Annotated in this window: 26 protein-coding genes and 1 pseudogene; 12 read left to right on the top strand and 15 right to left on the bottom strand. The window is 66.8% G+C overall.

Annotated features, from left to right (window positions below):
• The first annotated feature begins 27 nt into the window (after positions 1–27).
• Positions 28–1281 carry a phosphoribosylamine--glycine ligase gene (purD, locus tag GTV32_RS12055; RefSeq protein WP_161060517.1) on the top strand — a complete coding sequence of 418 codons (1254 nt, stop codon included), beginning with the start codon at positions 28–30 and terminating at the stop codon, positions 1279–1281.
• Between the two features lie 173 nt (positions 1282–1454).
• Here the strand turns inward: purD and GTV32_RS12050 are convergent, their stop codons facing one another.
• From GTV32_RS12050 to GTV32_RS12020, 7 genes are all read right to left on the bottom strand, one after another.
• Positions 1455–2387 carry an alpha/beta hydrolase-fold protein gene (locus GTV32_RS12050; RefSeq protein WP_202422487.1) on the bottom strand — a complete coding sequence of 311 codons (933 nt, stop codon included), beginning with the start codon at positions 2385–2387 and terminating at the stop codon, positions 1455–1457.
• A gap of 115 nt (positions 2388–2502) precedes the next feature.
• Positions 2503–3303, bottom strand: a complete 801-nt coding sequence (locus GTV32_RS12045; protein ID WP_161060515.1) for an ABC transporter permease — start codon at positions 3301–3303, stop codon at positions 2503–2505.
• Entirely contained in the window at positions 3303–4286 is a 984-nt protein-coding gene (locus GTV32_RS12040; RefSeq protein ID WP_161060514.1) for an ATP-binding cassette domain-containing protein, read from the bottom strand. The genes GTV32_RS12045 and GTV32_RS12040 overlap by 1 nt, the downstream gene beginning before the upstream one ends.
• The gene (locus GTV32_RS12035) at positions 4283–4738 is read right to left on the bottom strand and encodes a MarR family transcriptional regulator (RefSeq protein WP_237421531.1); all 456 of its coding nucleotides are present in this window, start codon (positions 4736–4738) and stop codon (positions 4283–4285) included. Before GTV32_RS12035 ends, GTV32_RS12040 begins: the two co-directional genes overlap by 4 nt.
• A gap of 169 nt (positions 4739–4907) precedes the next feature.
• Positions 4908–5303, bottom strand: coding sequence for a DUF302 domain-containing protein (locus GTV32_RS12030; protein WP_161060513.1), 396 nt, complete (start codon positions 5301–5303; stop codon positions 4908–4910).
• Between the two features lie 52 nt (positions 5304–5355).
• Positions 5356–5625: a metal-sensitive transcriptional regulator gene (locus GTV32_RS12025; protein ID WP_161060512.1), complete on the bottom strand. Its 270-nt coding sequence runs from the start codon at positions 5623–5625 to the stop codon at positions 5356–5358.
• Between the two features lie 63 nt (positions 5626–5688).
• A complete protein-coding gene (locus GTV32_RS12020; protein WP_161060511.1) occupies positions 5689–7833 on the bottom strand; it encodes an MMPL family transporter in 2145 nt (714 codons plus the stop codon).
• A 372-nt stretch (positions 7834–8205) separates the two neighbouring features.
• Here GTV32_RS12020 and GTV32_RS12015 point away from each other — a divergent pair, with 372 nt between their 5' ends.
• The 3 genes from GTV32_RS12015 to purB all read left to right on the top strand — a co-directional run bounded on the left by GTV32_RS12015 (position 8206) and on the right by purB (position 10749).
• Entirely contained in the window at positions 8206–8799 is a 594-nt protein-coding gene (locus tag GTV32_RS12015) for a TetR family transcriptional regulator (RefSeq protein ID WP_161060510.1), read from the top strand.
• A gap of 26 nt (positions 8800–8825) precedes the next feature.
• On the top strand, positions 8826–9251 hold the full coding sequence (locus tag GTV32_RS12010; RefSeq protein WP_237421530.1) for a hypothetical protein: 426 nt from the start codon (positions 8826–8828) through the stop codon (positions 9249–9251).
• 70 nt (positions 9252–9321) lie between these two features.
• Complete coding sequence (gene purB, locus GTV32_RS12005) at positions 9322–10749, top strand: adenylosuccinate lyase (protein ID WP_161060509.1); 1428 nt, start codon at positions 9322–9324, stop codon at positions 10747–10749.
• A gap of 72 nt (positions 10750–10821) precedes the next feature.
• Here purB and GTV32_RS12000 read toward each other — a convergent pair whose 3' ends face one another.
• Positions 10822–11103 carry a SelT/SelW/SelH family protein gene (locus GTV32_RS12000; RefSeq protein ID WP_161060508.1) on the bottom strand — a complete coding sequence of 94 codons (282 nt, stop codon included), beginning with the start codon at positions 11101–11103 and terminating at the stop codon, positions 10822–10824.
• A 35-nt stretch (positions 11104–11138) separates the two neighbouring features.
• Here GTV32_RS12000 and GTV32_RS11995 point away from each other — a divergent pair, with 35 nt between their 5' ends.
• Entirely contained in the window at positions 11139–12029 is an 891-nt protein-coding gene (locus tag GTV32_RS11995; RefSeq protein ID WP_161060507.1) for a phosphoribosylaminoimidazolesuccinocarboxamide synthase, read from the top strand.
• Between the two features lie 3 nt (positions 12030–12032).
• Positions 12033–14186 (top strand): S9 family peptidase, encoded by a 2154-nt coding sequence (locus tag GTV32_RS11990; protein ID WP_161060506.1) that lies wholly within the window; start codon positions 12033–12035, stop codon positions 14184–14186.
• Between the two features lie 117 nt (positions 14187–14303).
• Here GTV32_RS11990 and GTV32_RS11985 read toward each other — a convergent pair whose 3' ends face one another.
• Together GTV32_RS11985 and GTV32_RS11980 are read right to left on the bottom strand one after the other, a co-directional pair.
• Complete coding sequence (locus GTV32_RS11985; protein WP_161060505.1) at positions 14304–15857, bottom strand: DHA2 family efflux MFS transporter permease subunit; 1554 nt, start codon at positions 15855–15857, stop codon at positions 14304–14306.
• The gene (locus tag GTV32_RS11980; protein ID WP_161062487.1) at positions 15854–16351 is read right to left on the bottom strand and encodes a MarR family transcriptional regulator; all 498 of its coding nucleotides are present in this window, start codon (positions 16349–16351) and stop codon (positions 15854–15856) included. The genes GTV32_RS11985 and GTV32_RS11980 overlap by 4 nt, the downstream gene beginning before the upstream one ends.
• A 214-nt stretch (positions 16352–16565) precedes the next feature.
• Between GTV32_RS11980 and GTV32_RS11975 the strand changes: the two genes are divergently transcribed.
• The 4 genes from GTV32_RS11975 to GTV32_RS11960 all read left to right on the top strand — a co-directional run bounded on the left by GTV32_RS11975 (position 16566) and on the right by GTV32_RS11960 (position 19575).
• Entirely contained in the window at positions 16566–17048 is a 483-nt protein-coding gene (locus GTV32_RS11975; protein WP_161060504.1) for a glutathione peroxidase, read from the top strand.
• 207 nt (positions 17049–17255) lie between these two features.
• A complete protein-coding gene (gene purS, locus GTV32_RS11970) occupies positions 17256–17495 on the top strand; it encodes a phosphoribosylformylglycinamidine synthase subunit PurS (RefSeq protein ID WP_161060503.1) in 240 nt (79 codons plus the stop codon).
• 9 nt (positions 17496–17504) lie between these two features.
• On the top strand, positions 17505–18185 hold the full coding sequence (gene purQ, locus GTV32_RS11965; protein WP_161060502.1) for a phosphoribosylformylglycinamidine synthase subunit PurQ: 681 nt from the start codon (positions 17505–17507) through the stop codon (positions 18183–18185).
• A 127-nt stretch (positions 18186–18312) separates the two neighbouring features.
• Positions 18313–19575 (top strand): M18 family aminopeptidase, encoded by a 1263-nt coding sequence (locus tag GTV32_RS11960; RefSeq protein ID WP_202421761.1) that lies wholly within the window; start codon positions 18313–18315, stop codon positions 19573–19575.
• Here GTV32_RS11960 and GTV32_RS11955 read toward each other — a convergent pair.
• From GTV32_RS11955 to GTV32_RS11945, 3 genes are all read right to left on the bottom strand, one after another.
• On the bottom strand, positions 19569–20480 hold the full coding sequence (locus GTV32_RS11955; RefSeq protein ID WP_237421529.1) for a lytic murein transglycosylase: 912 nt from the start codon (positions 20478–20480) through the stop codon (positions 19569–19571). The genes GTV32_RS11960 and GTV32_RS11955 overlap by 7 nt on opposite strands.
• 221 nt (positions 20481–20701) lie before the next feature.
• The gene (locus tag GTV32_RS11950) at positions 20702–22015 is read right to left on the bottom strand and encodes a hypothetical protein (RefSeq protein WP_161060501.1); all 1314 of its coding nucleotides are present in this window, start codon (positions 22013–22015) and stop codon (positions 20702–20704) included.
• A 5-nt stretch (positions 22016–22020) separates the two neighbouring features.
• Positions 22021–23001 carry an AraC family transcriptional regulator gene (locus GTV32_RS11945; RefSeq protein ID WP_161060500.1) on the bottom strand — a complete coding sequence of 327 codons (981 nt, stop codon included), beginning with the start codon at positions 22999–23001 and terminating at the stop codon, positions 22021–22023.
• Positions 23002–23093: 92 nt separating this feature from the next.
• Here GTV32_RS11945 and GTV32_RS11940 point away from each other — a divergent pair, with 92 nt between their 5' ends.
• Positions 23094–23951: an NmrA family transcriptional regulator gene (locus tag GTV32_RS11940; RefSeq protein WP_161060499.1), complete on the top strand. Its 858-nt coding sequence runs from the start codon at positions 23094–23096 to the stop codon at positions 23949–23951.
• Positions 23951–24430, top strand: a complete 480-nt coding sequence (locus GTV32_RS11935) for an anthrone oxygenase family protein (RefSeq protein ID WP_161060498.1) — start codon at positions 23951–23953, stop codon at positions 24428–24430. Before GTV32_RS11940 ends, GTV32_RS11935 begins: the two co-directional genes overlap by 1 nt.
• Positions 24431–24446: 16 nt before the next feature.
• Here GTV32_RS11935 and GTV32_RS11930 read toward each other — a convergent pair.
• Positions 24447–25786, bottom strand: a pseudogene (locus tag GTV32_RS11930) (VOC family protein).
• Complete coding sequence (locus GTV32_RS11925; protein ID WP_161062484.1) at positions 25783–26292, bottom strand: sigma-70 family RNA polymerase sigma factor; 510 nt, start codon at positions 26290–26292, stop codon at positions 25783–25785. The pseudogene GTV32_RS11930 and the gene GTV32_RS11925 overlap by 4 nt, the downstream one beginning before the upstream one ends.
• Positions 26293–26511 lie beyond the last annotated feature (219 nt).

Genomic DNA, 26511 nt, shown 5'->3' with positions numbered 1-26511 from the left:
ATACGTCCGCCTATTAGAGTCGACACCGTGCGCGTACTCGTGATCGGCTCGGGCGGCCGCGAACATGCCCTGCTCATCGGATTGTCGGCGGACCCCTCGGTGACCGGGCTGCACGTCGCCCCCGGTAACGCCGGGACGGCCGCGATCGCCACCAACCACGATGTCGACGTCGCGTCCGCGGAGGCGGTTGTGGCGTTGGCGACGAGCATCGCCGCCGACCTCGTCGTCATCGGACCCGAGGTGCCGTTGGTCCTCGGTGTCGCGGATGCGTTGCGCGACGCCGGTTTCGCCACCTTCGGTCCGAGTGCCGCGGCGGCGCAGATCGAGGGATCGAAGGCCTTCGCCAAGGACGTCATGGCGGCTGCGGGGGTGCGTACCGCCCACAGCGAGATCGTCGACAACCCCGCCAAGCTCGACGCGGCGCTCAACCGGTTCGGCCCGACGTGGGTGGTCAAGGACGACGGATTGGCTGCAGGCAAGGGTGTCGTGGTGACCGCCGATCGGCTGACCGCCCGCGACCACGCGGCCGAGCTGCTGGAGAACGGCCACCCGGTCTTGCTGGAGAGCTTTCTCGACGGCCCCGAGGTGTCACTCTTCTCGCTGGTCGACGGCGAGACCGTGGTGCCACTGCTGCCCGCGCAGGATCACAAGCGGGTCGGCGACGACGACGCGGGCCCCAACACCGGCGGTATGGGCGCGTACACGCCGCTGCCTTGGCTGCCCGCCGAGGTGACCCAGCAGATCGTCGACGACGTGGTCAAACCCGTCGCCGCGGAACTCGCCCGACGGGGGACACCGTTCTCCGGTTTGCTCTATGCGGGCCTCGCGATCGGCAAGGACGGCCCGTCCGTCGTCGAGTTCAACTGCCGGTTCGGTGACCCCGAGACGCAGGCGGTCCTCGCGCTGCTGAGATCCCCACTGGGACAAGCGCTCAACGCGACCGCGACGGGGACGCTCGACCAGTTGCCGCCTCTGCAATGGACCGACGGCGCCGCTGTCACGGTCGTGGTCGCGGCCGAGAACTATCCGGGCAAGCCGCGCACCGGCGACGTGATCACCGGCGCCGACGGCGACGGCGTCCTGCATGCCGGTACCGCGCGCGACGCCGACGGCGCGGTCGTGTCGGCCGGCGGCCGGGTGCTCGCCGTGGTCGGCACCGGTGCCGACCTCGCGGAGGCCCGGACGCAGGCCTATGACCGTATCGCGAGCATCAAACTGCCCGGCTCGCATTACCGCACCGACATCGGCAAAGCCGCCCTCGACGGCCGCATCACCCTCTGAACCACCCACCCACACCTCCCACCCCACCTCCACCCCACACACCCCACCCCGCAGCCGCGACGGTTTCCGTCATCCGCGACCCCAAATGCCGTCGCGGATGACGGAAACCGTCGCGGCTGCGGGGTAGGTCTTCGGGGTGGGAGAGGTGCGTGGAGTGGGGAGTGGGGAGTGGGTCACCGGGCGAGGTTGCGACCCAGGAACTCGACCTGTTCTGGCAGCACACTGCGCCAGTAGCGATTGGTGTGACCGCCGGCCGACGTCCCGAATGCGGCCGGCGGGTGCAGCCCGGCCGCCCACTGCCTCGTGTAGGTGAAGAACTGGTCCGACGACCCGATCGAGATCAGCAGCGGGATCTTGGCGAACGCGGCTTGCTGGCCGAAAAGCGAATTGGCCTTGTAATCCTCGAGCGAGTCGAAGGCGCGGGGCGGATAGTTGCGCGGATCTGCCCACAGCGCCGGTGAGGCGACGGCAACTGCGGCGACCCGGGGCGCACCGAGCAGCGCGCCCAGCCGGAGCGCTCCGTATCCGCCCATGGACCAGCCGAACAGACCGATCCGGTCGGTCGACAGATCGAGTTCTGGGTTCGACGCCAGCATCGGCAGGAACTCGTCGAGAATCATCCCCGCACCGTCGGTGCCGTCGGCGCGTGGATGGTAGTAGTTGCGCGCGGCGTCGGCCGCGGCGAGGGCGAACGGGGCATTCCCGGCATCGACGTACTTCTGCAGGACGTTCTGCATCTCGAGTTTCGACGAGAAGATGGACTTCTCGTTGGTGTTCAGTGCATGCAGCACGACGACGACGGGAAGCCGACCCGACACACCGCTCGGCCGGGCCACGGCCCATCGGGTCTGGCGCCCGCCCATCTTCTCGGAGACGAAACTCCCGGTCACCAGCGGCGGGCCACTCGCGATCTTGGGTGGGCTGGTCTCCGACGGCAGCTCGTCGTCGGCGGCGCGGGTCTCGAGCTTGCGCGGCTCGACCGCGGTGGGCTCGTCGCCCGAGCACGCCGCGAGTCCGCCGATCACGGCGGCGCCCAGTCCTCCGGCCAGCACCGAACGCCGGCTGACCCGACCGAGACGGAACTCGGTCGGGTCAGCCGGGTGCATCGGTGAGTCGTTGTGCGGCTTCATCGACTCCACAGATTACTGGTGCGGGATCGGTGGTTCGAAACACGCCGGACGCGCCACGCCGAGGTGTGACGGATGTGGCGCGACGGGCCGATCAGGCCACCCGACGACGGTCGTAGGTGCGCATGGCGGCGACATACGAGACGACGGCGATCCCGACGCTCCACGCGAGCGCGGCGACCGCGGTGCCGGTTCCGATCGCGGTGCCGCTGAGCAGCCCGCGCAACGTCTCGGCGACCGGGGTGAACGGCTGATACTCGGCGAACTGCCGGAGACCGGCAGGCATCGACTCGGTCGGCACGAACCCACTGCCCAGGAACGGCAGCAAGGTCAGGAACATCGGGGTGTTGCTGGCGGTCTCGACACTCTTCGCCGACAGGCCGAGATACACCGCCAGCCAGATCAGCGCCACCGAGAACAGGGCCAACATGCCGAGTGCCGCCAGCCACTCGATCGGCGTCGCCGACGGGCGGAACCCCAGGGCGATGGCGACGACGAGTACCACGATGAGACTGGCGAGCGTCTGGAGCAGGCTCCCGATCACGTGCCCGGTGAGCACCGATGATCGGCTGATGGCCATCGTCCGGAATCGTGCGATGATGCCCGACGTCATGTCCATGGCGACGGAGATCGAGGTGCCCTGCACCGCGGCCGCCACCGTGATCAGCAGGACACCGGGTACGACGTAGTCGAGGTAGGCGGCTCGTCCCGTGTTGCCGGAGGGGGTGACCATGTCGGCGCCCAACTGCCCGCCGAACACATAGACGAACAGCAACAGGAACACGATCGGCATGCCGACCAGCAGAACCGTCATCGACGGATAGCGGACGATGCGCCGCAGGCTTCGGCGCAGCATCGTCGCGGAGTCCTCGACGGCGTAGGTGAGTGTGGACATCAGGCTGCTCCTCGATGCGGGGTGGGGGTGATGCCGGGTCGGGGCTCGGTGCGACCGGTCAAGGCGAAGAAGACGTCGTCGAGGCTGGCCGTGTGCACCGAGACGTCGACGAGGTCGAGCTGTTCGGACTCGATGCGCCCCAGCGCTTCTCGCAAGGACCGAACCGTGTCGTCCGTCGACAGATCCAGTCGGCGCGCACCGGCGACGGCGCCCGCGTCGGGAAACACCGCCCGCGCGCGCTCGAAGGTCTCCTCGTCGGCGAAGACGAGGCGGATCGATGAGCCCGGGACGAGGTTCTTCAGTTCGGATGGCGTGCCCTGGGCGACGATCGAACCCCGGTCGAGGACGGCGACGCGATCGGCGAGACGATCGGCCTCCTCGAGGTACTGCGTGGTCAGGAAGATCGTCACCCCGTCGCTCGCCAGACCGGAGATGGTGTCCCACAGGGTCCGCCGGCTGCGCGGGTCGAGACCGGTGGTCGGTTCGTCGAGAAATATCACCTCCGGTGTCGACACCAGCGTCATGGCGAGATCGAGACGTCGGCGCATGCCCCCGGAGTACGTGGACACCGCCCGGTCGGCAGCGTCGACGAGGTCGAAATCAGCCAGCAATCCATCCACCCGTGCGCGTCCGGGACCGCGGCCGAGGTGGTTGAGCGCGGCCATCAGCTGGAGGTTCTCCCGGCCGGTGAGCAGGTCGTCGAGGGCGGCGAACTGCCCGGTCACGCCGATGATGGATCGGATCCCGTTCGGGTCGACGGCCAGATCGTGACCGCCGACGACGACGTGTCCGGCATCGGCCTCGATCAGGGTCGACAGGATGTTCACGGTGGTGGTCTTGCCGGAACCGTTGGGCCCCAACAGCGCGAAGACCTCACCGCGCAGGACGCTCAGGTCGAGGCCGTCGAGGACTAGCTTGTCGTCGTATCGTTTCACCAACCCGCCGGCCTCGATCGCCGTCTGCCGCCTGTTTTGCGTGGTCATGTCCGGTCTCCGTTCTCGCCGGCTGTCGCCTCGGCGTTCGGGTCGTAGAGGTCACCCGAGGCGACCAGTGCTGCACGGTGCTTCTTCCATTCCTCGTAGAGGGCAGGCATCCGGTCGACGAGGAAGTCGGCGAGGGCAGCGGTCTCGGACAGCGCCGCGCGACGTTCCGCGGTCGCGTTGCCGATGACCTCGAGGCCTTCGCGGGCGAGTTCGGCCAACTCCTCGTACTCGCTCATGTCGAAACCGAGCGAGCGCGGCGTCGACAAGTCGACGGCGATGCGGTCCATCCGTTCGCCGCGCGTCCGGGTGCGTCTGACGACGCCCAGGTTCTCGAGGTTCTCGATCGCGCCACTGATCGCGCTGCGGCTGGCGAGCAGAGCTTCGCTCAGTTCGGCGATGCTCTGTCCTGGTGGGTCGCAGACGGACAGGTAACCGATGACCCGTCCGACCATCGGGGAAAGCTGAACCGCCGCGCGTAATAGCGCGCCATGTGATCGGCGAAGGTGAGCTGTGCGTCATCGGGCATGGACCAACTATGCACCGATGACTGAGATAACACAAATATGTGTCATCTCAGTCATCGAAGTGAGCCGCGGGTCGGGGCTCGGTGGTCGAGGGTCGTCAGGACAGCGCCGCGATGGCGGCCTGCAGTTTCTCGGACGCGGCGGCCGCAACGTCCCGAAGGCCCGGCGCATCGGTGACGGTGACCATGATGTCCGGGTTCATCGCCTCGACGATCACGTTCCCCGCAGTGGCGGTGTCGTCGCGGACGACGACATTGCACGGCAGCAGCAGCCCGATCTGCCGATCGACGTCGAGTGCGCCGTGGGCCAACGGAGGGTTGCAGGCGCCCAGGATCAAGTAGTTCTCCATGTCCTGGTCGAGTTTCTGCTTAAGTGTCGCCGTCACGTCGATCTCGGTGAGCACGCCGAAGCCCTGCTCGGACAGCGCTTCTCGCGTGCGTGCCACGGCGTCGTCGAACGTGGTCTGCAATGTGGTGGCGTAGGCGAGCTGCATCGGTCTCATCTCCTGTGCGTCGTGGTCATCGGTGACGGGTTGAATCGAGTGGTCATGCGAGGGCGAGGAAGAGCTTCTCGAGCTGCTCCTCGGTCATCGGCTCGGTGTTCTCGGCCTGCTCGCCGGTGAGGCATTCGCGCAGGCCGGTTGCCACGATCTTGAAGCCTGCCCTGTCCAGCGCGCGTGAGACCGCCGCCAGTTGGGTGACGACGTCCTTGCAGTCGCGGCCCTGCTCGATCATCGTGATGACTCCGGCGAGCTGCCCGTGGGCGCGACGCAATCTGTTGAGTACCACGGTGATCGACTCTTCATCGCCTACCATGCCGGTCCTTCTTTCGGTGCGGTTGTCTGACCCATTGTATACCCCTTGGGGTATGTGTCGTCGTCAGTGACCGAAGGAGATCGCGGGAAGGATGCGGCGCAGCCATGCCGGACTCCACCACGCGCCGTGGCCGGTGAGTCGTAGCAGGACGGGCAGTAGCACCAATCGGATCAGCGTGGCGTCCAACAGGACGGCGACGCCCAGGATGATGCCCATCTCCTTCGGTGGCAACGGCTGTGCGAGCGCGAAGGTGAAGAACACTGCGACCATCACGGCTGCGGCAGCGAAGATGATCCGCCCGGAGTGGGCGAGCCCGTCGATGTGCGCTACCTTCGGGTCGTTCGAGCGTTCGTAGTGCTCCTTCGCCGTCGCGAGCAGGAAGACGGTGTAGTCCATCGCGATCGCGAAGATCATCGCGAAGAAGAACACCGGACCCCAGCCGTCCAGGAAGCCCTGCGCTTGGAAGCCGAGCAGCCCGGACCCGTGACCGTCCTGGAAGATCAGGCGCGCGACCCCGAATGCGGCGGCGGTGGACAGCAGGCTCACCACCGTACCCAGTAGCGCGATCAACGGCGCTTGCAGTGCGATCAACAGCAGCAGGAATCCGAGGGTGAGGATCACTGCGACCACGATGGGGAACCAATCGTTCAAGGCTTGCTGAAGATCGATGTTCTCGGCGGGTGCGCCGCCGACGAGCGCGTCGGCCGGCAGTGATCCGCGCAGATCCGCAACGATGTCGTTCATCAGTGGATCGGATGGATCGACGTCCGGAATCGCCTGCAGCATTGCGTATCCCGAATCGTCGGCAGCCGGTTGCGGGGGAGTGACCGCGGCGACACCCGGTACCGTCGATGCGGCGGCCGAGGTTTGGTCCGCCTGTGCCTGCGGGACAACGATCTGCAGGGCGCCGGGCGCGCCTTCGCCCATCGACTCCTGGACGACCTCATAGCCCTGGCGGACCGGTGCGTCCTCGGGCACCACGCTGATCGAGGGCATGGCGACCTTGATCCCGATGACCGGCAACGCCAACGCGATCAGGATCGCGAGCGAGGCGAGCGCGAACGGCCACGGATGGCGATGCAGCAGGTTGCCCCATGCGGCGAACGTCGGCGACCGATGTTTCTGGCGTTTCGCCCAGGGCAACGAGACTGCGTTGACTCTGGTGCCGAGAGCGCCGAGCGCTGCGGGCAACAACGTCATGGTTGCGGCCAGGACGAAGACCACTGCCACCATGATGCCTACTGCCATCGTCCGTACTGCCGGGGCGGGCACCAAGAGGACAGCGGACAGGCTCACCAGAACAGTGAGGCCGGACAGCAGGACGGCCTTGCCCGCGGTGTCCATCGTCTCTGCGGTGGCGGCGACCGGATCAGTGCGTTCGGCCAGCGCGGCCCTGAAGCGCGACACGACGAACAGGGCGTAGTCGATGCCGAGTGCGAGCGCGAACATCATGGCAAAGTTCATGGCCCACACCGAAATCGGCGTGACCATGTTGAGCACCACGAGTGCGCCGGCAGAGGCCACGAGACCGGCGATGGTCAACAGCAGCGGAAGACCCGCGGCCACCAATGATCCGAACGCGATCACCATGATCGCCAGCGTGATCGGCCACGAGACCATCTCGGCCTTGATCATGGCCTCGTGATTGGCCTTGTTGAAGTCGCTCCACAACGCAGACGCGCCGGTCGGATAGACGTCGATTCCGTTGCCGGACAAGGCGGTCAGATCGTTCTTGTGATCGTCGACCGCCTTCACCATGTCGTCGGCCGTGCCCGCGGCGCCGACCAGGACGATTCCGGTGTGCCCGTCTTGGCTGATCGTCATCCCCTGTTGCGGTGGGACGACGTCGCCGAACCGGTTGTCCGACGCGGCGAGGCGGGTGATCTCGTCGATCGTCTGTTGCACCTCGGGGCTGGAGATCTGTTGGGAATCCGCGTGGATCACCACCTGCACGGCGGCGGAGGAGCTCCCGCCGAAGTGCTCCTGCGCGAGGTCGCGCACCGCCACTGACTCTGAGCCGTTGGCCTGCCAGCCCGCGCCGGCCAGGGAATCGAACACCGACGGTGCCACGGCGCCGAGGCAGATCACGAGCAGTGTCCAGGTCGCGAACACCCAGCGTCGATGGGTCGCGGTCCAGTTGCCGAGCCATCCGAGGCGGCCCGGCCGACTCCGGTCGGCTCTCTCCTCTGCGTGTGCGGTAGTTGTCACAACCTTGCCCTCCCATATACCCCAGGGGGTATCGAATCTCGTGAGCGGAACAATACCCCACGGGGTATATAGACGGCAAGGTATGGCCCGTGACCTCTGGCTTACCGCCCGGCCGCTTCGCGCTGCGTGGTCGAGCGCGGTCGCCATGCAGGAGGGCGCTGCATACCTCTGGCCGGATCTCTCGCCGGATTTCTGGACCGGAAACCCGAGTCCCCGGCTCATCGAAGACATCGATGTCGGGTGCCACTTCGGTCGGCCGCGGAGTGACCGCTGACCTGCGGCGGTGTCCGCCGATACCCTGAATTCGTCGACCGCGTAGCGGCTTTTGCCAAAGCAACCCGTTGCAGGTAATGCCTTTGGCAGCATGTTTCCATGACGTCGGCGGCCACCCCGAAGGGACTGCGACGGCGGTCCCGCCTGATCGAGGCCGCCGGCGCATTGCTGCTCGAAGGGGGATTCGACGCCGTGCGCCATCGCGCCGTCGCGGATCGTGCGCAATTGCCCCTCGCGTCGACCACGTACTACTTCGGGTCCCTGGAGGATCTGATGGCCGAGGCGGCTGCCCACGTGTGCCGCAACGACGAGGACTGCATCGCTGCGCGTCGAGATGCCCTGCCCCGACGACGACGTGGCGGGCAGGCCACCGCCGACGCCCTCGCCGAGGTGTTCATCGGCCCCGACACGACCATCCAGACACTGTCCGCGCGGTACGAGACGATCGCCTTGGCCGCCCGCTATCCGCGGTTGCGTGAGGTCGTGATCGACCGCCGGGTCCTGCTGGCGGAGATGCATTCCGATGTGTTGCAGAAGTCCTTCCGGCTCGCCGAACCGATGCATGTCCGGCAACTGATCGCCGTGGAGGACGGGGCCGTCGTCGGGGCGCTCGGTCAGCGGCAGGGCAGTCCGTATGCGGCCGCGAGGGAAGCGCTGCACGAGGTCATCGAGGTTCTCGCGCCGCGTGAATGACAAACGAACGTACGAGTGGAGGGGACATGGTGTCGAAGCGACAAACGGTGGGGCGACGCGGGACGGCCACACTGTCCGCCCTTCTCGCGACGGCGCTCTCGATCGTGGGGTTGGCGGTGGCGTCGCCGGGGTCGGCAGGTGCCGCCCCGGTGGGCAAGGTCGACGCGGGCGTGCCGTTCTCGTCGGTGGTCTATGGCACCGGATGCCTCTACAACCTGACCGTCGACGTCAACACGTCGGGTCCGGTCACCTTCTGGGAACGCGCGCAGGGCTACCCGGAACGGTTCATCGGTGCGGCGCAGGCCGACGGGGCCATCGCGACGGTTCGATGGGTGCCGCGGCGGATCGGAAATCGGTTGTTGTACGCCAAACAGGGCGGCGTCCAGGGGCCGGTGACGGTCCTGCGTGTGCACCAGGGCTACGGCTCGGGTTGGGCGTGTTTCGCGCTCTGAGCTGATCGGGTCCCGTCGTGACCGCCCGGGTCCGGATTCGGTCGGCGGCGCGCGCGACTACACTGTCCACGTGTCGAAGCCTGCCATCTCCAACGTTCTGGCCAGTCGTTATGCGTCCGCCGACCTCGCGGAACTCTGGTCGTCGCGTCACAAGATCGCTCTCGAGCGCCAACTGTGGATCGCTGTGCTCAAGGCCCAGCGCGATCTGGGTATCGACGTACCCGACGGTGCGATCGCCGACTACGAGAAGGTCGTCGACCAGATCGACCTCGACTCGATCGCCGAACGTGAACGGGTCACCCGCCACGACGTGAAGGCGCGGATCGAGGAGTTCAACGCGCTCGCCGGTCACGAGCAGATCCACAAGGGCATGACCAGCCGTGACCTCACCGAGAACGTCGAGCAGCTGCAGATACTGCGCTCACTCGAACACGTGCATGCTCATGGTGTCGCGGTGCTCGCTCGCACCGCCGAGCGGGCCGCCCAGTATTCGACGGTGGTCATGGCCGGGCGTAGCCACAACGTGGCCGCTCAGGCGACGACGCTCGGCAAGCGGTTCGCCAGCGCGGCCGACGAACTGATGATCGCGCTGACCCGTCTGCGTGAGCTCATCGACCGCTATCCGCTGCGCGGCATCAAGGGGCCGATGGGGACCTCGCAGGACATGCTCGACCTCCTCGGCGGCGACGCCACGAAACTCGCCGACCTCGAGGCGCGGGTCGCCGATCACCTCGGGTTCGCGCGCTCCCTGACCTCGGTGGGCCAGATCTACCCGAGGTCCCTCGACCACGATGTGGTGTCGGCGCTGGTCCAGATGGCGGCGGGACCGTCGTCGTTGGCTCACACCATCCGGTTGATGGCCGGTCACGAACTGGTGACCGAAGGGTTCCAGCCGGGCCAGGTCGGCAGCTCGGCCATGCCGCACAAGATGAACACCCGCAGCTGCGAGCGTGTCAACGGACTCCAGGTCATCCTGCGCGGCTACGGTTCGATGGCAGCCGAGCTCGCGGGAGCGCAATGGAACGAGGGCGATGTCTTCTGTTCTGTGGTCCGCCGCGTCGCACTCCCGGATGCCTTTTTCGCCATCGACGGCCTCATGGAGACCTTCCTGACCGTGCTCGCCGAGTTCGGTGCCTATCCGGCGGTGATCGCGAACGAGCTCGACCGCTACCTGCCGTTCCTCGCCACCACCAAGGTGCTGATGGCTTCGATACGGGCCGGGGTCGGCCGCGAGGCCGCACACGAGGCGATCAAGGAGAACGCGGTCGCGGTCGCGCTTGCCATGCGTGAGCAGGGCCGTGAACCCGATCTGCTCGACCGGCTGGCCGGCGATGACCGCATTCCGCTCGATCGTGCGCAGCTCGACGAGCTCCTCGCCGACAAGACGGTGTTCGTCGGTGCGGCCGAGCAACAGGTGGCCGACGTCGTCGCCGCTGCGGAGAAGGTCATCGCCGACTACCCGGATGCGGCCGGTTACACGCCCGCGCCGATTCTCTGACCCTTCGAGGCTCGCTTCGCTCGCACCTCAGGGATCGGTCCCCTGTGCCCTGAGGAGGGAGCGAAGCGACCGTCACGAAGGGCGCTCCGCGTGCCCCAGATCCCAGTCGGGCAGTGCGGTGTCGCGGATGAGGCGCTTGAGCGTCACCACATCGGGAAACCCGCCGTCGCGTGTACGTTCCCAGACCTGCTCTCCGTCGACCTCGATGTGGAAGACACCCCCGGTGCCGGGGACCAGGGTCACCGCACCCAACTCGGTGCCGAATGTGCTGAGCAGTTCGCTCGCCATCCACGAGGCCCGCAGCAACCAGTTGCATCGGGTGCAGTAGGTGATGGAGATCAGCGGACCGGCCATGCGATGCAGGATGTCATACCTCTAGGGTCGAAGCCATGCGTCCTGAACTGCAGTCGTACACCCACCTGGCGTCGGGGAAGGTTCGCGAGATCTATGAGATCGACGCGAACACCCTCCTCCTCGTCGCCTCGGACCGGATCTCGGCGTACGACCACATCCTGAGCCCGGCGATCCCGGACAAGGGCCGCATCCTCACCGCGATGAGCTTCTACTGGTTCGACGTGCTCGGTGTCGCCAACCACCTGGCCGGCGGTCCGACCGACGAACGTATCCCGGCCGAGTGCGTGGGACGCTCCATGGTGGTCCGCAAGCTGCCGATGGTGCAGGTCGAGTGCGTGGCTCGCGGATACCTCACCGGTTCCGGTCTGCTCGATTACCGCGCGACGGGCTCGGTGTGCGGGGTGGAACTCCCGGCAGGTCTCGACGAGGCCAGCGAGCTGCCCCAGCCGATCTTCACGCCGGCAACCAAGGCGGCCCAAGGCGACCACGACGAGAACATCAGCTTCGAGAGGGTGGTCGAGCAGGAAGGCGCCGAACGCGCCGAGCAACTGCGTGCGACGACCCTCGACATCTATCGACGTGGCTCTGCCATCGCTGCCGAGCGCGGGATCATCCTGGCCGACACCAAGTTCGAGTTCGGACTGGGCGGCGACGGCGAGCTCGTGCTGGCCGACGAAGTGCTGACGCCGGATTCGTCACGTTACTGGGAGGCGGCGACCTACCGGCCCGGCGAGGTACAGCCGAGCTTCGACAAGCAGATCGTCCGGAACTGGCTGACGGGCCCGGACTCCGGCTGGGATCGCGCGGCCGACCAGCCACCCCCGTCATTGCCGGAATCAGTGGTGGATCGAACCCGCACACGGTATATCGAGGCCTACGAGTGGATTTCGCAGAGATCCTTCGCCGACTGGCCGGATCACGAGTAGGAGATGATGGTGAAGTCCGACGTCACCGCCCCGGTGGCCAAAAAGGTACCGAGCGAACGTGTGCACCATGGTGACACCTTCGTCGACGATTACGAATGGCTCCGGGACAAGGAAGATCCCGAGGTCATCGCCTACCTCGAGGCGCAGAATGCGTTCACCGAGTCGCACACCGCGCAGCTCGACGGATTGCGTAAACAGATCTTCGGCGAGATCAAGAGTCGCACACAGGAAACCGACATGTCGGTGCCGAGTCGTCGTGGCCGCTACTGGTACTACGCCCGAACCGAAGAGGGCAAGCAGTACGCGATCCGATGCCGGTGCCCGATCTCGGCCGACGACGACTGGACCCCGCCGGAGGTGGTCGCGGATGCGGCGCTTCCCGGTGAGGAGATACTTCTCGACGCCAACGTCGAGGCCGAGGGCCACGACTTCTTCAGTCTCGGGGCACTCTCCGTCAGCGACGACGGTGACTGGCTGGCATACAGCACCGATACCGTCGGCGACGAACGATACCTCTTGCGGTTCAAGAACCTTCGTACCGGCGAGCTCCTCGACGACCAGATCGCCGATACCGCGGGCGGCGCGGTCTGGTCGTCGGATGCCCAGCATGTCTTCTATCAGACTGTCGACGAGGCGTGGCGTCCGGACACGGTGTGGCGCCACGACATGGGCGCGGGTTCTGACGACGTCCGGGTCTTCCACGAGCCGGACGAACGGTTCTGGGTGGGTATGGGTTCCACGCGAAGCGACAAGTACCTGATGATCGGCGTGGGTTCCAAGATCACCTCCGAGGTGTACGTGCTGCCCGCCGACGATCCGACCGGAGAGTTCCGCAGTGTCGCACCGCGGGTCGAGGGAGTCGAGTACAGCGTCGAGCATGCCGTGATCGCCGGTGAAGACCACTACGTGATCGTCCACAACGACATTCGAGACGGGGTGAAGGCAGAGAACTTCGCCATCGACATCGCGCCGGTCGACGACCCGTCTGCCCGGCGCGAGCTGATAGCGCACGATCCGGAGCGACGGATCGAGGATCTCGACGCGTTCCGCGACTACCTGGTGCTGTCGTACCGATACGCGGCACTTCCGAAGCTGGCCATCGCCGATCTACGCGACATCGACGGAATCCCGGATGCCGCAGACTTCCACGAGGTCGTGTTCGATCAGGAGCTCTCTTCTGCTGGACTCGGCGGCAACCCGGAATGGGTCACCCCGAAATTGCGTATCGGCTACGCGAGCTTCATCGAGCCGACCGAGTTGCTCGATCTCGACGTGGCCACCGGGGAACGGACCCTGTTGAAGCGGCAGCCGGTTCTCGGCGGTTACGACGCGGCAGATTACGTGCAGTCGCGCGAGTGGGCGACCGCGGCCGACGGGACGAAGATCCCGCTGTCGATCGTGCGGCGCAAGGGCGTCGACGAGAACCGGCCGGCGCCGTTGCTGCTGTACGGCTACGGGTCGTACGAGATGAGCATCGATCCGTCGTTTTCGGTGTCCCGGCTGTCGATGCTCGACCGCGGTGTCGTGTTCGTCCTCGCGCACATCCGCGGGGGCGGCGAGATGGGTCGCTATTGGTACGACAACGGCAAGACGCTCACCAAGAAGAACACCTTCACCGACTTCGTCGATGCGGCACGGTATCTGGTCGACGAGGGTTGGACCACGCCGAAACAGATGGTGGCCGAGGGTGGTTCGGCAGGCGGCCTCCTGATGGGGGCGGTCGCGAACCTGGCACCGGAGCTCTTCAACGGCATTCTCGCATCGGTGCCGTTCGTCGACGCGCTGACGTCGATTCTCGACCCCTCACTACCTCTCACGGTGATCGAATGGGACGAGTGGGGAGATCCGCTCCACGACCCGGATGTCTACGCCTACATGAAGACCTATTCGCCGTACGAGAACGTCGGTGCCAAGGCGTATCCGCCGATCCTGGCCCTCACCTCGCTGAACGACACCCGGGTGCTGTTCACCGAGGCGGCGAAATGGGTTGCCCGTCTTCAGGAATTGAGCACCTCCGACAACCTGGTGTTGCTCAAGACCGAGATGTCGGCAGGCCATGGTGGCGTCAGCGGCCGGTACAAGCAGTGGGAAGAGGTCGCCTTCGAGTTGGCGTGGATCCTCCAGCAGACGGGCGCTTTCGTCCCGTCGGCGGACTAGTCGGCGGCCCGCCGACCGGGCGCAGGATACCGTCGACCGGGCGCAGATGAATGTCGAGCGGGCGCAACACCGAAGTGTTGCGCCCGCTCGACGACAATCTGTGTCCGCTCGACGGCGTCAGTGCATGACGATCGGCGCGCGATCCATGTCCTCTTCGGTCAGCGGCGACGCGATCTTCTTGCGGGGCAGGAAGAACGCCGGGATCAGCGTGAGCGCGATCAAGATCGTCCCGACGACGAACGTCGAACCGAAGGCGTTCGCAGCGGACTCGAAGAACGACGGCGGGACCGCCGCGGCCGGCACGTCCGCGGGGAGCTTGTCCGGTGCGGTGTTCGACACGATGGCGAGCATGCCTTCCGGTGCGTTCTTGAGATTCGTCGCCAGGATGACCGCGATGACGGCCGAACCGATCGACGAGGCGGTCTGCTGGACCACGTTGACCAGCGTCGAGCCGTCGGGCACCTGAGTGTTGGTCAGCGTCGCCAGGGCGGCGGTCATGATCGGCATCATCGTCATGCCCATGCCGAGTCCCTGGACGAAGAGTGCGCCGCACAGGATGAGGTACGACGTCTCGGCGCCGACGAACACGAAGGTTCCCATACCCAGGAACATCAGCACGATGCCGGCGAGCACGAACTTTCCGGGACCGATCTTGTCGGTCATCCGGCCTGCGATCGGCATGGTCAACATCGCGCCGATGCCCTGCGGAGCCAGCAACAGACCCGCGGAGAGGGTCGTCTCGCCGCGCACCCCGATGAAGTACTGCGGGAACAGGAGTGACGCACCGAAGAACGCGATCATGAACAGCGTCATCGAGATCACGGCGATCGTGAGCGTGGGGTTTCGGAACAGGCGCAGGTCCAGCAACGGCTTGTCGCTGTGCAGCGCGTGCCAGATGAACCCGGCGATCAGGATCGCGCCGATGATCGCCGGTACCAGGACCTTCGCCGAGATGAACGTGCCTGCCTCACTGCTCGACGAGATGCCGTAGAGGAACAGCGCCAGACCCGGGGAGAGCAGCAGGAGGCCGACGAAGTCGATGGACGGTCGCGAGGTCTCCTCGTCGTTGCGCAGAGCGAACCACGAGTAGATGATCGCGACGATGCCGATCGGCACATTGATCAGGAACACCCAGTGCCACGAGGCCTTTTCGATGAGCAGGCCGCCCAGGATGGGTCCGGCGATGGGGCCGAGGAGCATCGGGATACCGAGCACGGCCATCACGGAACCGACCCGCTCGGGACCGGCTGCCTTGGTCAGGATCATCATGCCGATCGGCATCAGCAGGCCGCCGCCGAGACCCTGGACGACACGGAACGCGACCAGCGAACCGATGTTCCAGGCCAGGGCACACAGGGCCGAACCGATCACGAACAGCACCAACGAGGTGAGATAGACCTTCTTGGTGCCGAAACGTGCTGCGGCCCAGCTGGACAGCGGGATCACTGCGGCCAGGGCCAGCGTGTAGCCGGTCATGGTCCAGGCCGCTCCCGCGGCGTCGGTCCCGAACTCCTGCTGGAAGGTGTTCTGCGCCACCGACACCACGGTGACGTCGAGGATCGACATGATCGCGCCGAGCACGACCACGCCGGCGACGATCAGGATGTGCCGGTCGAGTTTGGTGTCCGGCGGGCCCGCGTGCGCGTGCGCGGGCGTTGACGATGAGGTCATGAGTCGGCTTTCTGTGAACTGTCCGGAGAGGGGGCGGGGGCGGAATCCGGAGTCGGATCTCCGATCCCGGCGAAGTAGTCGACCTCGTTGTCGACGATGGGGTTCAGGGCGCCACACAGGCCTCGGCGCAACGGCTCGGGGAGTCGGTCGACGAAGCCTCGGATGAGGTCTTGTTTGATGCTCAGCTGCGAGTCGACGATCTGCCGGCCGTCGGCGGTCAGCGACACCCGCTTGACCCGCCGGTCGGCAGTGTCTTCGCGACGGTCGACGAGCCCGGCGCCGACGAGTTTGTCGACGGTCCTGCCGGCGGCCGCGAGCGACAGATTGACCTGATCGGCGATCTCGTGGACCGACATGCACTCGACGCCGTCACCGTGTGCGCCCAACGCGAACAGGACGCGCAGTTGGGAGAACGTGAGCTCGGTCGCGGCGAGTGTGTCCATGGTGAGTGCCTTGCCCATGCACGCGAGCCGGTCGAGGAAGCCGGTCAGCATGTCACAGGCCACGTCGACAGACCCCGCGGGCGCGGGGGACGAGTCGCGGATCTGTGTCGGTGTTTCGGCCACGCAAATAAAACTAACGCCTACGCAACTATTTCGGAAACGCAAGTAACCGTGAGATCGGACATAGCGGCCGTCTCGCAGTGACGGGGGTCATACCGCCGGCGATCGCCTCCTCCCGACTCCGGGCTGCGATAGCGTCGAAGAGATGAGCAACGTCAAAGACATTCCCGTGAAGGCGCTCGACGGCAGCGCGCTCGATCTCTCCGCCCTCCCCGGACCGATGCTGGTCGTCAACGTCGCGAGCAAGTGCGGCCTGACCCCGCAATACACGGGTCTCGAGGAGATCGCGAAGACCTATGGGGAGCGCGGCCTGACCGTCGTCGGCATGCCGTGCAACCAGTTCATGGGCCAGGAGCCCGGTACCGCCGAGGAGATCGCCACCTTCTGTTCCACCAGCTACGGCGTCACCTTTCCGCTCCTGGAGAAGGCCGACGTCAAGGGTGAGGACCAGCACCCGCTGTACGCGGAGCTGACCAAGACGGCCGACGCCGACGGTGAGGCGGGCGACGTGCAGTGGAACTTCGAGAAGTTCCTCGTCGGCGCCGACGGGACCGTGATCAACCGCTTCCGTCCCCGCACCGAACCGAACGACCCGGCGGTGATCTCCGCCATCGAAGCGGCTCTCTGACCTGACGACGTCGATCGGGCGCAGAGTTCCGCCGACCGGGCCAGGCCGGCGCCGGATCGACGTCGAACTGCGCCCGGTCGGCGTGAAGCTGCGCCCGGTCGCCGGTTGCGGTAACCCCGGTCGGCACAGGTGCGGACGCCGTGTGGCCACAGTCCACCCGGTAAGGTGATCGCTGATAGCGCACCAGCGAGAACGGAGCAAGTGCCCATGGCGCGAGTGGTGGTCGATGTGATGCCGAAGGCCGAGATCCTCGACCCGCAAGGGCAGGCGATCGTGGGAGCTCTGGGTCGGCTGGGATTCTCCGGGGTCGCCGATGTCCGGCAGGGCAAGCGATTCGAACTCGAGGTCGACGACTCGGTCGACGATGTGACGCTCGAACGCATCGCGGAGGAGTTGCTCACCAACACGGTGATCGAGAACTTCAACGTCTCGCGTGTCACGGACTGAGGGCGACTCATGACTGCTCGAATCGGGGTCATCACCTTTCCCGGGACGCTCGACGATGTCGACGCGGTGCGTGCGGCACGGCTGGCCGGTGCCGAGCCGGTGGAGCTGTGGCATGGCGACGCCGATCTGCAGAATGTCGACGCGGTGATCGTGCCCGGCGGCTTCTCCTACGGTGACTACCTGCGTGCCGGCGCCATCGCCCGTTTTGCGCCGGTGATGGGATCCGTGGTGGAGGCGGCCACCAAGGGGATGCCGGTCCTCGGGATCTGCAACGGTTTCCAGGTGCTCTGCGAGGCGGGTCTGCTGCCCGGAGCACTCACCCGCAACGAGGGCCTGCATTTCATCTGTCGCGACGAATGGCTGAAGGTCGAGTCGAACACCACGACGTGGACCAGCCGCTTCGAGCGGGGCGCGGAGATCCTGATTCCCCTCAAGTCGGGTGAAGGCCGCTTCGTCGCACCGCAGAGCAAGCTCGAGGAACTCGAGGGTGAGGGCCGTATCGTGTTCAGCTACTCGGGCGGCAACCCCAACGGCTCCGCGCTCGACATCGCGGGGATCTCCAGCGCCGACGGCCGCATCGTGGGCCTCATGCCGCACCCCGAACATGCGACCGAAGCGCTGACCGGACCCAGCGACGACGGCCTCGGGCTCTTCTACTCGGTGATCGATTCCGTGCTCGCCGCCGCCTGATGACCTCCCTGGTCGTGACGGGCATCGGTCTCGTCACGCTCTGGTCGTGCCTCGTCTCACCGCGTCTGCGAGCGCGGGTCGGTGGGCGCAGGCTGCCGCTGACATCAGCATCTGTAGGAGGTGCCCGTTGATCACGACCACTGCCACCGCCGAGGGCCTCGGCGACTTCATCGACGCCTCGCCGTCGCCGTTCCATGTGTGTGCCACCGTCGCAGCCGAATTGGAGGCCGCGGGGTACACACGACTGCACGAGCACGAGCCGTGGGCGGCCCCGTCGGGCCGGAACTACGTGATCCGTGGCGGTTCCATCATCGCGTGGGACGGCGGCGACGGCAATGCATTTCGTATCGTCGGCGGGCACACCGACAGCCCGAATCTGCGCATCAAACAGCGACCGGACCGGAAATCGGCCGGGCTCGGGATGGTGCCGCTCGAGCCGTACGGCGGGGCCTGGCTGAACTCCTGGCTGGACCGTGACCTGGGGTTGTCGGGGCGGCTCGCGCACCGCATCGGATCCGCCGTCGAGCATGTGCTGGTGCACGTGACCGAACCCGTGATCAGGGTGCCGCAGTTGGCGATCCACCTATCCGAGGATCGCAAGGGGGTCACACTCGACCCGCAGCGGCATGTGGACGGGATCTGGTCGGTGAGTGCGGAGGTGCCCGACGTTCTGCAATGGGTCGCCTCGTACGCGGGCCTCGAGCCGTCGTCGGTGCTCGGCTGGGAGTTGATGACCCACGACGTCACGCCGTCCCGGCTCATCGGCCCGCGCGACGAGCTGCTCAGTGCTCCGCGCCTCGACAACCAGGGCACGTGTTATGCCGGATTGCGTGCGCTGCTCGACTCGGAGTCCTCCACCGAGACCCGGATGGTGGCACTGTTCGACCACGAGGAGGTCGGCAGTGGCTCCGAGCGCGGTGCCGCTTCCGACTTCCTGGCGACGATCTGCGAGCGGATCACGTTGGCGCGCGGCGGTTCCCGAAGCGATTACCTGCAAGCGATGGCGGCGAGTGTCTGCGTCTCCGGTGACATGGCCCATGCCACCCACCCCAACTACCCGGACCGGCACGAGCCGTCACACCGGATCTCGGTCAACGGGGGTCCGGTGCTCAAGGTCAACCAGAATCTGCGGTACGCCTCGGATGCGGTGGGCGAGGCGGTGTTCGCGATCGCGTGCGATTCGGCGGGAGTGCCGATGCAGCGCTACACCCACCGGGCCGACCTCCCGTGCGGGTCGACGATCGGCCCCATCACCGCCGCGCGCACCGGGCTGACCACCATCGACGTCGGAGCGCCGCAGCTGGCCATGCACAGCGCGCGTGAACTCATGGGTGCCGACGACGTGCCGATGTATTCGGCTGCGCTACAGGCCTTCCTGAGCGGTCAGTAGCTGCGGGCGAAGCCCAGCACATCGTCGACGTAGGCCATCGAGTTGTTGTACTTGAGGATCGCGGACACCTGTTCGGAGGTGCTGCGCAGATCTTGGTGGCCGTCGCAGAGGTAGCGGGCGGTGGTGAGCGCGGCGTCGTAGATGTTCTGCGGGTCGCTCTGGCCGTCGCCGTTGCCATCGGCACCGTAGTGCTCCCACGTGGACGGCAGGAACTGCATCGGACCGACGGCGCGGTCGTAGGTGGAGTCGCCGTCGAGGCGCCCTCCGTCGGTGTCGGAGATGACCTCGTTCGCGGCCAGGGTCCCGTCGAGCGTCGGACCGTAGATCGGCGTGCGCAGCTCGCCCGTGGTGGGGTCGACGTCGCCGTTGTTGGCGTGGTGTGACTCGACTTTGCCGATGCCCGCGATGACCGACCAGGGGATCCCGCAGGCGGGGTTGGTCTTGGCCATGATGTCGGCCGCTCTGCGGTACGCGTCGTAGTTCGTGGCCGGCACCTGACCGTCGGCCACCACCGCGGGAGGAGGGGGCGGTATGGGCGGTGGGAGCGGATCGGGCGTCCGGAACGTCGCGGCCACTCGTTGGACCGTGGCCTCTGGATCACCGGTGATCGGCTGGGTGGTGACCTCGGTGGACAATGCGGTCGCCTTGGGGGTGGTGGAGTGGCCCACCCCGGTGGCGCTTGCGGCGATGACGCCGATGGGGACGATCGCGGCCGCGAGGAACGGGGCGCGGACCTTCCAGACCTCCCGGCGAGCATGGCTGGTGGGTGTACGCGACGGGGGCGGCATGACCGGCACGATCGGCACGGTCGGGGCGTCGTGCATGGCGGGTTCGTGCTCGACGGACGGACGAGAAGGCATCGTGAACGACGACGCACCGAGACCGGATGCGGAATGCTTCCCCAAGACTAATCAACCTCGCGAACAACACATCGGTGGACTGCTTACCCGGTGTGGTCCCCCCATCAGCGACCATCGACCGTCGCCGACCGTACACCAATTCGTACGCGCGCCGTTATCTTGCCGTTACCAAATCTGAGATGTTCCTGAAAGCGCTCGAGGTGGCCCTGTTCAGAGGTTCGAAGGCTCTACGGGTGTGACGCCACGCACAGGAGTCGCGATCGCATTCAGTGGGGACGCAGCACCGTGATCGAGGTGCCCTCGTGAAGGACGATGTGGCCGTCGACCGCCTCGGTGGTGCCGATCACGGACCTCGTCCACGCGATCCCTCCCGTCGTGGTGTCCACGGCCGTGATCTGGTCCGGGTCGGCGAAGATCAGGGTGGTTCCCGAAGACCCGACACAGGAGAGGTTGTCGATGTTGGTCTCGGGCTTGTCGAACGCGGGTGCGTCCATCCGGCCGACCCGCTTGCCGTCGGCGAGGGTGTAGAAGACGCGGCTCCGATCCTTGAGCGCGAGCGCGACCTCGGTGCCGCACGGTTTGGTGTTCGCCTTCGACAACTCGGGATCGGTGATCTGCCACAGGGCGTCCTTGCGCGCCGGATCGCGGATCTCGTAGCGGCCCTGGGTGGCCTGGACCTGCCCGTCCCCGGTACCGGTCAGGACCGGCAGCGACGAGGGGCCGCCGAGTACCCGGAGACTCTCGGACACCGAGACCGGCGGGGTCGCGACGTTGCCACCGGTCACCGCATATGTCTCCACGCGCTCGTGTCCGAACTCGTTGTACTGCACCGTGATGCCCGTGTCGAACGATGTGACGTCGCACTGGCTGCACGACAGGCGGTCGGCGCCGGTGGTCGGATCGAGGACGAACCGTCCGCCGTCCGCGGTGCTGATGATCAGCACGCCGTCGGAGAGGGTACGAGCCTGCGCCGACGCGGCGAAGGTGCGCGACCAGATCTCATGGCCGACCGGATCGCGCATGGTCACGCGGTAACCGGCCTGATCGATACGGAGATAGTCTGTTCCGACGCCGACGACGTGCTCGGTGTCGTCGAGGTCGGTTCTCGAGGTGGGCGCGCCGCTGTCATCGATCAGGTAGAAGCCGTCGGGTACCCGGCCGAGCTTGATCGCGCAACCGACCTGGCCGAGATCGTTGAGCCCACAGCCGCCGAGCCCGGTCACCACCGGCTCATTCCACAACGGTGAACCGGACCGCGCGTTCACCAGGACGAAAGCCCGCCCGAGCCCGGACGGATACGCGAGAAGCCATTCGTCACGCCACGTGTCGACCACCTCGATGCCTGCGTCGGCACGGTAGCCGGGCAAGGTGTCACTCGACTGCGTCCACGCGACATCGGGTTCCGCAGCGTAGTCGCGCAGGTGTCCGTCGCGGTATTCCGTCGAACTCTCCATCGGCGTCCCCATCGCCAGGACCACGCCGACCGAGGCGACCATGACTCCCACCAGGAGCATCGTCACCGTGCCGATGCCGAAGGGGAGACGGCGCGCGGTAGCGGCGAACGACGATCGGATGGACATGGCCATCAGTGAACCATGAGGCCCGCCGCGGCCGTGACCTCGTGGTCATCGGCCATCTGCGCACGAAAGGAGGCCGGGCTCATTCCGCGCCTGCGCTTGAATGCGGCGCTGAATGCGAAGGGACTGCCGTAGCCGATCTGGCGGGCTATCGAACTCAGCGATCGGGTGGGATCTGCCAACAGATCCGCAGCCAGCGACAGCCGCCATTCGGTGAGATAGGTCATCGGCGGTTCGCCGACGAGGTCGGTGAACCGCCGGGCCATCGCCGCACGCGACACCCCGGTTGCCGAGGCCAGCGCGGCCACCGTCCACTGATGATCGATGTTGTTGTGGAGCAACCGAAGTGCGTGACCCACCACCGGATCGGTGTGCGCGCGGTACCACTGGGCCGCACGAGCGTGTCCGGAGTCCATCGATTGGCGCAGGCCGGTGATCAGCACCAGGTCGAGGAGCCGGTTCAGTACGGCTTCCTGTGCGGGGGCATCGCGGACGATCTCGGCCTCCATCAGGGAGACCAGCGGGTGGCCGAGCATGGGCACCGTCGTGAACCGGCCGAGGGCGTCCAGTAGTCGCTGGCTGACCTCCCCGATCGAGTAGGTGCCGACGAGCATGATCGCATCGGCCGCAGAATCGTCGGAACAGTTGCCCCACGAACGGACGCCGAAGCACATGTCCTGCGCCACGCTGTGCGTCCCGGTGGGATCGAAACAGTCACCGTTCGCGTCGATCCGGGCGACCCATGGGTGGGCGGGGTCGTCGGCCATCGTGTACGGATGCGTGCCCCGGATGAGCGCGACGTCGCCGGCCGTGACCGGATGTCGCGTTCCGTCGTCGTAGGTGAGTGTCGAGGTCCCGCGGGTGACGGCGACGACGGTCAGTGGGGCGGTGTCCTCGATACGCACCGCCCATGGGGCACTCATCGCCATCCGCAGCATCATCGGGCTCTGTGCGCGGGGACCGTTGAGCAGACTGCCGAGTGCATCCATGTTGTCGAGTATAGGGCGGTCCGAGACGATTGCGTATGTTTCAGAGCCAATCAACTATGGATCGTCTCGCCGGGACGCGATGAACTGAATGCATGAACCAGAACGCAACACACCCAGAACCTGCACCCGTCCTCGTCATCGGGGCGGCCGGGAAAACCGGACGTCTCGTTGCCGACCTGCTCGAGAGGCGCGGCCGACCCGTACGCCGAGCCAGTCGGTCCAGCGCGACGCGATTCGATTGGACCGAACGCGCCACGTGGGCCCCGGCCCTCGCCGGCGCCGGCGCCGTCTACATCTCGTATCAGCCGGACCTCATCGTGCCGGAGGCCACCGACGACATCGCCGAACTGGTCCGTCTCGCGGATCTGGCCGGGGTCGCGCGGACGGTGCTGCTCGCCGGCCGTGGTGAGCCGGAGGCGCACGAGGCGGGACGCATCGTGCACGCGGGCCGCGCGGATTCGACGGTCCTGTCGTGCGCGTGGTTCGATCAGAACTTCTCGGAAGGTGGCTTCGCGCCGGAAATCGCCGAGGGCTCACTGACTTTGCCGGTCGGCGAGGTGGGTGAACCCTTCGTGGACACCCGTGACATCGCCGAGGTGGCGGTGGCGGCTCTCCTCGACGAGACGCGACAGGGTGTCAATCCCCATGCCGGCCAGACATACGAGTTGACCGGGCCGCGCCTGCTGACATTTGCCGGGGCGGTCGCCGAGATCGGTGCCGCGCGTGGACAGCAGGTGGCGTTCACCGCTGTCGGTGCACAGGAATATCGCGAGCTGCTCGCCGGATTCGGGGTCCCGCGGGCGGAGGTCGATCTGTTGTCCTCGCTGTTCGGCACCTTGTTCGACGGCCGCAACGCCCGGGTATCCGGTGACGTCGCCCGCATCCTCGGGCGTCCGCCGACCGATTTCGGCACCTACGCGAACGCGGTCTTCGGTCAGGCGGTGGCGTGATGAGTCAGCTCCGCGATGGCATTCTGGTCCTGACGGTGACCGCCATGGGTTGCAGTGCCGGCTTGCTGGCTGCGTTCGCTTACGCGGTGATGCCCGGCCTGAACCGCGCCGGTGCTCAGGTCGCCGTGGTCGCGATGCAACGCATCAACGTCGCGATCCTCAACCCCGTGTTCGGCGTGATCTTCTTCGGCGGCCTGGTGTTCGGGGCACTGGGCATCGCGATGTGGTGGCAGGACGCGCTGCGATGGTGGTTGATCGTCGCGGTCGGTCTCTATCTCGTCGCCCTGCTCATCACGATGGGGATCAACGTCCCCCTCAACGATCGGCTCGACAGCGCAGGGGCGGTACACGTGACCGACGCACCCACGGTCTGGGCAGAGTTCGTGCGACCGTGGGTGCGGTGGAACATCATTCGGGCGCTCGCGGCGGTCGGCGGGTTCGCGGTGCTCGTCGCCGGGTTGGTGCAGACGCGTGCCTGACGCCATCGGCTCGAGATCAGAACAGTTGGCCGAGATAGAACTCGGCACCCTGATCGTCGGCGCACAAGGCCATGATCCCGTAGGCCTGACCGGCGGGTTCGGTGATCACCCGACCGCCCGCGTCGCGGACACGTTCGACTGCGGCGTCCATGTCCGAGACATTCCACATCGGTACGGCGCTCGACTTGTCGGAACCGCCGGCCACGCCGATCTGCGGTCGCACGTCGTCGACCTCCCAGCCGTCGTCGATCCGGCCGCCGTGGAACGTCCAGCCGAGGACCGCGCCGTAGAACGTACGGAAGCGCGAACTGTCCGCGGTGTGCACGGTCAGATACGACATCTCGCCGACCCCGCGGGGATGCTGCTCGGGCCGTCGCTCGGCGCGCGCGGCGACATGGACCGAGAAGGCGACCCCCGCATCGTCGATGGCGTCGATGACTCGGGTGCCGTCGCGTGCGACCTCCGTGACCTCGTTCGCCCGGCCGCCCGCGGCGACGATCGCATCGCGCGCGGCGTCGAAATCGTCGACCGCATAGACGCAGTAGAGGGTGTTGGTTCCGTAATCGCCTGCTGCCGAGATGCCCAGGCGGTGACCGAGATTGGTGACCTGTCGGGTCTCGTGGTCGAACTCCCAGCCGAGCACCGTGCCGTAGAACTGTGCAGCACGGTCGACGTCGGGGGTCTGCAGCGACATGTAGACGATGTCACCGGTGTGGATGTGGTCGACGACCCCCGCGTCCGACTTCGACGGCCCGGTCAGCATCCACCGGTGACCGAATGGGTCCACGATGGTTCCACTTCGGGTGCCGTAGCCCTCGTACGGCTCTCGGGTCACCGCGGCGCCGCCGCGTTGGGCGGTGGCCACCGCGACGTCGGCATCGTCGACCGGCAGCATCAGACTGACCGACACCCGACCGGCCTGCGGACCGGTGAGGCCGATGTCCTCGAACTCGTCGGCGAGATAGATGACGCCGTCGCCGATCTCGAGTTCTGCGTGACCGATACGTCCGTCGTCCATGACGATCGGCTCACCACGAAGGCGGGCTCCGAGATGGGTGGTGTACCAGTCGAGGGCGGCCCGCGCGTCGGCGACGGTCAGGTAGGGCAGTGCGCCCGGGCGTTCGACGGTGGACGTGTTCGACGACGCAGGCGTACGCGTTTCGATGGTCGGGGTGCTCATGACAACTCCTGTCGGAAGGGTGGCCCGCGTTCGAGTCGGTCCCGCAAGGTGCGGGCGAACGACTCGTCGGGGTCGATCGGGTCGGACCAGCCCGGGTTGTCGGCGGCCCGCAGCGCGACGAACGGATCGGACGGCGCGGCGCGGCCGCGGTGCTCCGTGCTGTTGTGCTCGCTCATGCGTGACCTCCTCTCCCGGCCTTTCCCGGTTGCCCGGTGTGGGATTCGGTTTCCGGATAGGCCGCGCGGAAGGCCCGCTTGGCCCGGGTGAGCAGCGCCTCGGTGGCGCCGACGGTCCGGTCGAGGTGCGCGGCGCACTCGCCGACCGGCAGATCGTCGACGTAACGCAGGGTCAGGACCGCCCGGTGGGTGGGCGACAACCGGGCGAGCGTGTAGTGCGCGAGCATCCGATCGAGGTGCACTTCCCAGTGGTCGTCGACCGGTTCCGGCAGCTCCTCGACGGGTTCCGGTGTCCGCTGCATGGCGCGCCAATGGTCGGCGAGCTTGTGTCGGGCCACCCCGATCAGCCACGGGGTGGTGGGACGGGCCTCGTCGTCGCGGCGCACGGTGTCCATCGCCGCCAGGAAGGTCTCCGAGGTCAGATCCTCGGCCACCCGGCGGTCCGCACACCGTCGCAGCAGGTAGCCGTACACGGCCGGCAGTGCATCGTCGTACACCGCCAGCAGTGCCGGCGCCCCACCCGGGGGTGGTTCGTCGGACCCGCCCGGGGGCGGACCATCATGTTCGCCGCTCACACCTTCATCGTCGTTCGTGACGGGGGAAACCCGACGCCTGATCGTCGAATTTTCTCGGACGAATCTCTCGGCGGCCTCGTTCACGTGGTTCGGCGCGGTTCGGCTCGGTTCACGCGGGCCGTCGACGACCCGCGTGTCCCGAATCGGCCC

The organism is Gordonia sp. SID5947, from assembly GCF_009862785.1.
In the GTDB taxonomy this organism is placed as follows: domain Bacteria; phylum Actinomycetota; class Actinomycetes; order Mycobacteriales; family Mycobacteriaceae; genus Gordonia.
This window is presented reverse-complemented; position numbering and strand designations above follow the sequence as displayed.